This is a genomic window from Bradyrhizobium sp. (assembly GCF_049512235.1).
GTDB lineage: Bacteria > Pseudomonadota > Alphaproteobacteria > Rhizobiales > Xanthobacteraceae > Bradyrhizobium.
This window is the reverse complement of record NZ_JBEKXH010000270.1, coordinates 1-8,965: the sequence shown is the minus strand read 5'-3', so window position 1 is coordinate 8,965 and position 8,965 is coordinate 1. Positions and strand designations below refer to the sequence as shown.

7 protein-coding genes and 1 tRNA gene are annotated in these 8,965 nt (G+C 63.2%); 4 read left to right on the top strand and 4 right to left on the bottom strand.

Features of this window, described 5'->3' with window-relative positions; translation table 11 throughout:
• From ABSG20_RS22505 to ABSG20_RS22490, 4 genes are all read right to left on the bottom strand, one after another.
• A partial coding sequence (locus ABSG20_RS22505; RefSeq protein WP_423866719.1) for a formate/nitrite transporter family protein occupies positions 1-562 on the bottom strand: 562 nt, incomplete at its 3' end.
• 316 nt (positions 563-878) lie between these two features.
• Positions 879-1,379, bottom strand: coding sequence for a DUF2059 domain-containing protein (locus ABSG20_RS22500; RefSeq protein ID WP_423866718.1), 501 nt, complete (start codon positions 1,377-1,379; stop codon positions 879-881).
• A gap of 134 nt (positions 1,380-1,513) precedes the next feature.
• Positions 1,514-1,587, bottom strand: a tRNA-Gly gene (locus ABSG20_RS22495).
• Between the two features lie 390 nt (positions 1,588-1,977).
• Positions 1,978-2,739, bottom strand: a complete 762-nt coding sequence (locus ABSG20_RS22490; RefSeq protein ID WP_423866717.1) for an FkbM family methyltransferase — start codon at positions 2,737-2,739, stop codon at positions 1,978-1,980.
• Positions 2,740-3,056: 317 nt separating this feature from the next.
• Between ABSG20_RS22490 and guaD the strand changes: the two genes are divergently transcribed.
• The 4 genes from guaD to ABSG20_RS22470 all read left to right on the top strand — a co-directional run.
• Positions 3,057-4,421: a guanine deaminase gene (guaD, locus tag ABSG20_RS22485; protein WP_423866716.1), complete on the top strand. Its 1,365-nt coding sequence runs from the start codon at positions 3,057-3,059 to the stop codon at positions 4,419-4,421.
• Positions 4,422-4,500: 79 nt separating this feature from the next.
• Complete coding sequence (gene xdhA / locus ABSG20_RS22480; RefSeq protein WP_423866715.1) at positions 4,501-5,979, top strand: xanthine dehydrogenase small subunit; 1,479 nt, start codon at positions 4,501-4,503, stop codon at positions 5,977-5,979.
• The gene (gene xdhB / locus ABSG20_RS22475) at positions 5,966-8,314 is read left to right on the top strand and encodes a xanthine dehydrogenase molybdopterin binding subunit (protein WP_423866714.1); all 2,349 of its coding nucleotides are present in this window, start codon (positions 5,966-5,968) and stop codon (positions 8,312-8,314) included. The genes xdhA and xdhB overlap by 14 nt, the downstream gene beginning before the upstream one ends.
• A gap of 6 nt (positions 8,315-8,320) precedes the next feature.
• A partial coding sequence (locus ABSG20_RS22470; protein ID WP_423866713.1) for an XdhC family protein occupies positions 8,321-8,965 on the top strand: 645 nt, incomplete at its 3' end.

The following is an 8,965-nucleotide window of genomic DNA, read 5'->3' as shown; positions in this document are numbered from 1 at the left end:
GATTCATGATCTGGTCTGCGATCTCTAGCATGGCTGTGTTCAACTCGGGCGTCAGCACAGGAGTAAAGGTATAGAGCAGCGCCGCTACCAGTGTGCCGACCATGTTGGCAACCAGGACAACGCTCCACAGCCGACCGAGCCTCCACAGATTGGCGAGGGTGAGGTCAGCCATCACCGGCAATACCGCAGTGACCGTGTTCTCCGTGAAAAGCTGCTGTCGTGAAAGAACCACCATCACAAAGCCCACGGAATAGCCGAGGCTGGTGACGAGAGGCGTCCACGACATTTCGGGCAGATGCGCCTGCAAGACGGCCTGGGAGAGCAGCGAGAAACTGATCGAAAGTCCCGCAGCGACCCCCGACCACCATAGCGAAGTGATCGGCCTGTTCATCTCCTCGTCGCCATGCCTGCGCACGATTTCGTAGATCACCGGCGTACGCGGGCTCGACATTTCCTCGATGTCGTTGGCCTCTTTTTTGGAAATCTGGCTGTTTCCCCGCCCCGCACGCCGTTGCGCCTCGGGCCCATCGGCGACGGATGAGAGTTTCAAGGGCTTTTTCATGTCTCATTCCCAGACGAGGAACGCGTATCCGCGACCTGGCGTTTGATCAGGTTCTCGATCCGGGGCCGCCCGAGCGGCCCTCCACTTAAAACGACGGCCGCCCTAAATGTTTCCGCTCGTGTTCTCGCTCGCACCATTGTTTTCCGCATTCCCTGGCCGAGCCGGGCTGGGAAGCCGGGCATTCATAACCGACCGGCCTGGGTTATGGATATCAGGCTCGCCGCGCGCGGCGACGATCCGGCGAAGCGGGATTGCCTTTAACCGCTCAATATGATGCCGCTAAGAGCGGCCGAATGACGCGGTGATCTGCGGATGCTCAGAGATCGTGACCTTTGCGCCGCAGCTCTTCGAGCATTTGCTTTTGCAGGTCCGCTGCCGCCGATTGCCCAAATTTCTTGCCCGCGGTCATCGATTCCTGCGCGACGATGGGCAACTTCTGCAGGAGCTTCTGTCCCGTCGGTGTCCTGTAGAACGCCGTCAGGTCGCGGAGTTCCGTCTCGGTGAAGTTACTCGCATAGATCAGGGCCATCGCGCTGGCCAATTCTTCTAGGCGTCCGTTCATCGCGTCCAGCAATTTCGGCGCCAGGGCATCGAAGTCGTGATCGACCTCGGGCCGATTCTGAACGATGGACGGCTTTAGCTGCCGGAAGACCATGGGCAGCACGGCCTTGTATTGATCGGCTAGCTTCATGGTATCGACCAATTCTTTGGCGGCGGCCGCAGCCCCGGCATTCGGCGATTGCGCCCGAACGGGAGCCAGAAAAAGCAACGTAACGACAACAAAGGGGCCAAAGAAGCGAGCAAACGGTGTCAGCATCACATTTTCCTGCGGAAACTAGGGACCTGAATGAAGCCGCGGGGAAACGCCGCCTCGGCACTGAGCGTCCTGAGTAACATCCCGTATACCTCCGCCAGGGGGGACCAAGCTCTGGAAGCGGTCGTCATCGGATCTGGAGCGGGTGAAGGGAATCGAACCCTCGTATTCAGCTTGGAAGGCTGCTGCTCTACCATTGAGCTACACCCGCGCGCCGGCCGATCAACTATCACGCCACGGCGGCCGCCTCAACCCGCTCTGCACGCTTCGGTGCGGCGGGCCAGTCTTATGCTGCGGATGCCTTGGCGCTTGCTTGGCGCTTCCTGGGCGCCTCCTTGGCGCGGGGGCCCCTTAACATCAGGCGATTTCTCGGCTATACTGGGTTTCCATCAACAACGAAAGGAGGTGATCCAGTGTCTTTCACCAAGCGCTGTCACCTCGCTGGGATCGCCCGCTAGGCTCCTTTAGGGGCTTCGCAACTGGGCGTCTCAGCGCCTGGACCAGCGAGTTACGAAAGTTGGGGCGCGACGGGAGCCGTCCCGTCGCGTCTTCTTTTGCACAGCGTTGTGGCTCGTCCCATTGAGATGCCTTCCCGCTCATCCTACGACCCGCTGCCCCCCTTCCGAAACACAAAATTGTTGCAGTAGTCCCTGCTCTTCCAGAACCATTCGCCGTCCGCCCGCTGGTGGACCGCGGCATCGAATTCGGAAATCGGCAGGATCCTTTTGCGGCAGACGAAGCTTCCCCGGTAGCCGAGCCTGCCGAGCCAGGAAAATACGTCCGTGACGCTGCCGGATGCGAGGTGGCGATTTTCGCACTCAAAAAGCAATAGCGGCGCGTGCTGGCGCAGAATCCGCTCCGCGCCCTTCAACACTTCCAGCTCGGCGCCCTCCACGTCGATCTTGAACAGCCTGACCCGATCGTTTTGGTCGAAATATTCGTCCAGCGAAACGACCGGCACGGACAGCGTCGTGAGACCCTCGCGCCCCGCTGCCTGGCGATGAAGCGACGCGCCGGGCCGATGGCCGGTCGGCAGGAACAGCTCCTGATCGCCGGAACGCGAATAGACCGCCTTGGCTTCGACCTTGACATTGCGGAGCCCGATCACGCCGCAGACATCCGCCAAGGCGCGGGCCAGATCCGGTTGCGGCTCGAACGCCACCACCCGCCCATCCCCAACCCATGTCGATAGCCAGTAGATAAAACTGCCCTTGTAGGCGCCGATGTCGCATACGAGATCGCCGCGCCGGATGTGCCGCCTGATGACGCCGAACTCGGCTCTTTGATCGCGCAACAGTGCCTTCAGCGCCCGGGTCCGAAAGCGGATACTCTGGACCGTAAACCATGCCTGGAAAATGGACACCGATCCTCCTGCCGATTGGAGGATTCTTCATCGCAGAACCAGCCGCATTTTGCCACTTGAAGTTGTCGAAGCTCTCGCACGGCGCGGGGGTGTTGGACGCCCTGCCGTGTGTCCGGCGATGAGACTTTCCGTCCGATGGCCGAAGGCGGCTGCCCGTATGCGAAGTTATCCAGATTTGCCGGCAGGCCCGATCCCGCCGGGAGCCCAGGCATAGCCGGTTGCACACGGCCTGGTGCCGGCGCAGACTGGCGTGATCGTGTGTTGGCGACACGCGATCGACGTCGGCCTGAGCTGTGAACAACATTCAAGGGCGTTCAATGGACCATCTGGGCGGCAAGGCGATCATTGCCTCGGGCTTTCATATGATCGAGCGCGGCAGCGTCGAGATCCTTCGCAATGCGCTGATCGCGATCGGCGAGGACGGCGCGATTGTCTCCGTGCTCCGGCCTGATGAGCGCGGCTACGAAGAGCAAAAGAGCCGGCAGAAAGCCATGGGCATGCTGGTGACCCTGCCGCAAGGCGCCTACCTGCTGCCGGGCTTCGTCGATCTGCACGTGCATGCGCCGCAATATCCGCAGCTCGGCAGTGCGCTCGACGTCCCGCTCGAGGTCTGGCTGCAGCAATACACGTTTCCGCTCGAAGCCCGCTATGCCGACGCGGCCTTTGCGCGGCGCAGTTATGGTCTCCTGGTGCGCGACCTCGTTGCCAACGGCACCACCACGGCGCTGTATTTTGCCACCATCCATCAGGAAGCCACGCGCATTCTCGCCGACATCTGCCTTGAAGCCGGCCAGCGCGCCGTGATCGGCAAGGTGGCGATGGACAATGCCGAACAATGTCCCGACTATTACCGGGACGCCTCGCCGGATCAGGCCATCCGCGGCACTGAAGACCTGATTGGTTATATCAGGAGCCACAAGGCCAATTCCGCGGCGCTGGTAAAACCCGTTGTGACGCCGCGTTTCATTCCCTCCTGCACCGATGCGACCCTTGAGGGCCTCGGCGCGCTGGCAAGGCAATGCGGCTGTCACGTCCAGACCCATTGTTCGGAGAGCGATTGGGAACATGGTTACGTGCTCGCCCGTCACGGCATCACCGACACCGACAGTCTGGACCGTTTCGGATTGCTGGGACGCCACACCGTGCTGGCGCATTCTACGCTGATCACCGCGGAAGACATGGCGACCATCGGTGCGCGCGGTTCGGGCATTGCGCATTGTCCGTTGTCCAATGCCTATTTTTCCAGTGCGGTTTTTCCGCTGAAGGCCGCGCTCGACAAGGGAATCCATGTCGGGCTGGGATCCGATATTTCGGGGGGACCGAGCGGATCGCTGTTCGACAATATGCGCAGCGCGCTCATGGTCGCGCGCATGCTGGAACTTGGCGTTGACCCGAAGCTCGGACCGAGCGAGCGCAGCCGGCATGCCGGCGCGAGGATCGATTTTCGCGACGCTTTCTATTGTGCGACGACCGGCGGTGGGGTCGCGCTCGACCTGCCGGTCGGGAAATTTTCACCGGGTTATCAGTTCGACGCGATGGTGATCGATACCACCGACGAACGCGGCACCATCCGGCTTTGGGACGATCTCGATCAAGGCGAAACCGTTTTGCAGAAGATCATCTATACCGCCTCGAAGCCGAACATCGCCAAGGTCTGGGTCGGCGGCCGGCAAGTATCCTGATCGCCAGCACTCGATTGGTCTTGCCAAGCACGGCGATGTGACCGTTGATAGACCCGTCGCGCGCCGGTTCGGAGGCCCCATGACCAGAAACGCCATCCAGTTTCGCAGGAACGGGCGGACTATCCGGCTCGATCGGTTCTCGCCGCAAGCCACCGTGCTCGACTGGCTGCGGCTGGAGCGACGCTTGACCGGAACCAAGGAGGGCTGCGCCGAGGGCGATTGCGGCGCCTGTACCGTTGTGATCGCTCGCGAGTCCGACGGAAAGCTGCTCTATGAACCGGTCAACGCCTGCATCGCGCTGCTCGGCCAGCTGGACGGCTTTGAACTCATCACCGTGGAGGATCTGGCGCAGGAGGGGAAACTGCACCCGGTGCAGGCGGCGATGGCGGCGGGGCACGGATCGCAATGCGGCTTTTGCACGCCCGGGATCGTGATGTCGCTGTTCGCTGTTTTTCACGGCGATCGGCCGGGTACCGCCCACGGGCAAATCAGCGATGCGCTGGCGGGCAATCTCTGCCGTTGTACCGGTTACCGTTCCGTCACCGATGCCGCAGGCGTCGCCTGCGCTGGCCCGCGCACGGATCACTTCCTGGCCCGCGAGGCCGGCACAATTGCCGCACTGCGTCAGTTGAACGACGGCGCCGACGTCTTTGTCGGCGACCCCCGGAGGTTTTTTGCGGCGCCCGCGAGCGAGGCCTCGCTCGCCGCGTTGTATCAGGAGCATCCGGACGCGACGATCATCGCCGGCGCCACCGACGTCGGCCTGTGGATCACCAAAAGGCTGTCGACCATCGACAAGATCATCCATGTTGGCCGCGCTGGGCTTGAAAAGCTGGAAACCACAGCGGACGCCTTGCTGATCGGCGCATCGGTGACGCTGGCGCGTGCCGCGCCGCTGCTCGGGTCGATCGATCCTGATATCGCGGAGACCTTGCGGCGGTTTGGCTCGGTGCAGGTGCGCAGCCTAGGCACCGTCGGCGGCAGCATCGCCAACGGATCGCCGATCGGGGATCTGGCTCCGCTTTTCATGGCCCTTGGCGGCCGCGTCGAATTGCGCAAGGGCGAGCGGATGCGCACCCTGCCCCTCGAGCAATTCTTCATCGGTTACGGCAAGCAGGATCGTGAGCCCGGCGAATTCATCCGGGCTTTGATCGTGCCCCGATTGCCTCCGGCTACCCATTTCAGGGCCTTCAAGATCAGCAAGCGGTTCGACGAGGATATTACCGCCGTGCTCGGTGCTTTCCGCATCGGCATCGGCGATGGTCGCATCACCTCGGCGCGAATCGCATATGGCGGCATGGCCGGAGTCCCCAGGCGCGCCATCGCGGTCGAGCGTCAGCTGGTCGGCGCCGCGCTACATGATATCGGCGCCTGGCGCAGTGCGGCTGCGCGTGTCGCCGAGGATTTCACGCCGCTGACCGATCTGCGCGCGAGTTCGGAGTACCGGCTTCAGGTCGCGCGCAATATCCTGATCAAGGCGCTCGCGGAGATCGCGGGCGCTTCGAGCCGGATGACGCGGGTTGCCGGCCGGCGGGAGAGCGTTGATGCCGCTAATTGAGCCATTGCTGCGCCATGTGCGCCAGGCGCTGCCGCACGACAGCGCGTTCAAGCATGTGCAAGGCAGCGCCGATTACATCGACGACATGCCGGAACCGGAAGGTACCCTGCACGTGGAGGTCGGCGGCTCGCCGGCGGCGCGCGGCCGCATCGTGAGCGTCGACCTTGGCGAGGTGCGCGCCTTCCCCGGCGTTCGCGCCGTCATCACGGCGGTGGATATTCCCGGCAAGAATGACATTTCACCCGCCAATGCCGACGAGCCGGTATTTGCCACCGACCGGGTCGAATTCCACGGCCAGCCGGTGTTCGCCGTGGTCGCGACGACGCGCGACATCGCGCGGCGCGCAGCGACCCTGGCGGTCATTGATGTCGAGCGCGAGAAGCCGAATGTCACGGTCGAACAGGGCCTTGCCTCCGGGGAAACCGTGCTGCCCGATTATGCTTTCGTCGGCGGCGACCTCGATACGGCAATCGCCGGGGCGACCAACCGCCTGTCGGGCGTGCTGCAGATCGGCGGTCAGGAGCACTTCTATCTCGAGGGCCAGATCGCGCTCGCCGTACCCGGCGAGGATCATGACATGCTGGTCTGGTCGTCGACCCAGCATCCGTCCGAAGTCCAGCACGTGGTGGCCCGCGCGCTCGGCGTCGCCGATTCCTACGTGACCTGCCAGGTGCGGCGCATGGGAGGCGGTTTTGGCGGCAAGGAAACCCAGGCTACGCAATGGGCCGTGATCGCAGCGCTGGCCGCGCATGCCACGCGCAAGCCCTGCAAGCTTCGTCTCGATCGCGACGCCGACATGATCATGACCGGCAAGCGGCATGATTTTCGGGTCGACTGGTCGGTCGGCTTCGATGCCGCCGGGCGCATGGATGGCGTGAACCTTAAGCTCGCCGCGCGCTGTGGCTGCTCCGCCGATCTCAGCGCAGGGGTCGTCGACCGCGCGATGTTCCACTCCGACAATGCCTATTTTCTGCCGGCTTTCCGCATTCACTCCAAACGCGTCAAGACCAACACCGTCTCCAACACCGCGTTCCGCGGTTTTGGCGGACCGCAGGGCGTCCTCGCAATCGAGCGCGTCATCGATGCCATCGCCTGGCATCTCGATCTCGATCCCCTCGATGTGCGCAAAGCCAATCTGTACGGCAGCGGTCGCGATCTGACGCCCTATGGCCAGACCGTGGCAGACCATGACGTTCCGCATCGGCTGATCGAGGAACTGGAACGGACCTCGGACTACCGGACGCGGCGCGGCACGATCGCGCAATTCAACGCGTCGTCGCCGATACTCAAGCGCGGCATCGCGCTGACACCGGTGAAATTCGGCATTTCCTTTACCCTGACATCGCTCAATCAGGCCGGCGCCCTGGTCCACGTCTATCAGGACGGCTCGGTGCATCTCAATCATGGCGGCACCGAAATGGGCCAGGGCCTGTTTCAGAAGGTCGCGCAGATCGCCGCCGAGGAATTCGGCATCGGCCTTGACCGCGTCCGCATTACCGCGACCTCAACCGACAAGGTGCCAAACACCTCGCCGACCGCGGCTTCCGCCGGAAGCGACCTGAACGGAATGGCCGTGCAGATCGCCTGCCGCGAGATCAAGGCACGGCTCAGCCGCTTCGCCGCGGAGACCTGGAATGTGCCGGAGGACAGCATCGCGTTTCGCGATGACCGGGTGCTGATCGGCAATGACAGCGTTGCTTTCGGAGAGCTTTCCAAAAAGGCCTATGCCGCGCGGATCCATCTGTCCTCGGCGGGCTTTTACAGGACACCCAAATTGCACTGGGACCGCGCCCGCGGCAAGGGCCGGCCGTTCCTGTATTATGCCTATGGCGCGGCCTGCAGCGAGGTCGTGGTGGACGTCACGACTGGTGAAATGAAGGTCGGGCGGGTCGACATCTTGCACGATGTCGGCCGCTCGCTCAATCCGGCCATCGATATCGGCCAGATCGAGGGTGGCTTTGTGCAGGGCATGGGCTGGCTGACGACAGAAGAACTCGTCTATGACGCGGACGGTCGCCTGCTGACCCATGCGCCCTCGACCTACAAAATTCCGGTAGCCTCCGACGTGCCGGTCGATTTCCGCGTCGCGCTGTTCGACAACGAAAACCACGAGCCGACCATCTACTTTTCCAAAGCGGTGGGCGAGCCGCCATTGATGCTGGCGACATCGGTTTTTGCCGCCATCGCGGACGCGGTCCATTCGGTTCACCAAGGCAAGCCGGTGCAGCTGGATGCGCCGGCCACGCCGGAATCGATCCTCCGGGCGGTCGGTCCCTTCGATGCCGCTGCCGCGCTGGCCAATGGCCATGGCCTCGCCCGTCGCGCGCCGGCTTGAACACAGATGGTATGGCGGCGCATTCGGAAATCGATCGAGCAGCATGGCCGCGCTGCATTGGTCAGCGTGATCGGCGTCGAAGGGTCGGCGCCGCGCGAGGTTGGCGCCCGGATGGTCGTCGAACCCGGCGCCGGCTTCCTCGGAACGATCGGCGGCGGCTGTCTCGAATACGAGACATTGGCCCTGGCAGAGGCCGCGCTTGCGGCGGAAGCGCCGTCCGCCGCGGTGCGGGTGTGGCCGCTGGGGCCAAATCTCGGCCAATGTTGTGGTGGATCCGTCACCATCCTCACCGAGATCTTCGATGCCGGCGATCTCGAAGACATACGCCGGCTGGCGGCCGCGGAACAAGCCGGCCCTTTTGTCACGATCAGCCGGATGACGGAGCACGGTCGCATCGTGCGGGAAATCTCCCATGCAGGCGTTGGCGGCGCGGCAGCCGGCAAAGGTTTTATCAGGCAGCCTTTCGTGGAACAGTTCGGCGAAACCAGAACCACAGTCCTGCTGTTTGGAGCTGGCCATGTTGGCCGCGCGCTGGTGCTGGCGCTGTCGCAGCTGCCGTTTTCGGTGCGCTGGATCGACAGCCGCGCCGATCAATTTCCGAAATACGCGCCTGCCAACGTGATCACCATCAGAACCGACGGCCCCGAGCGG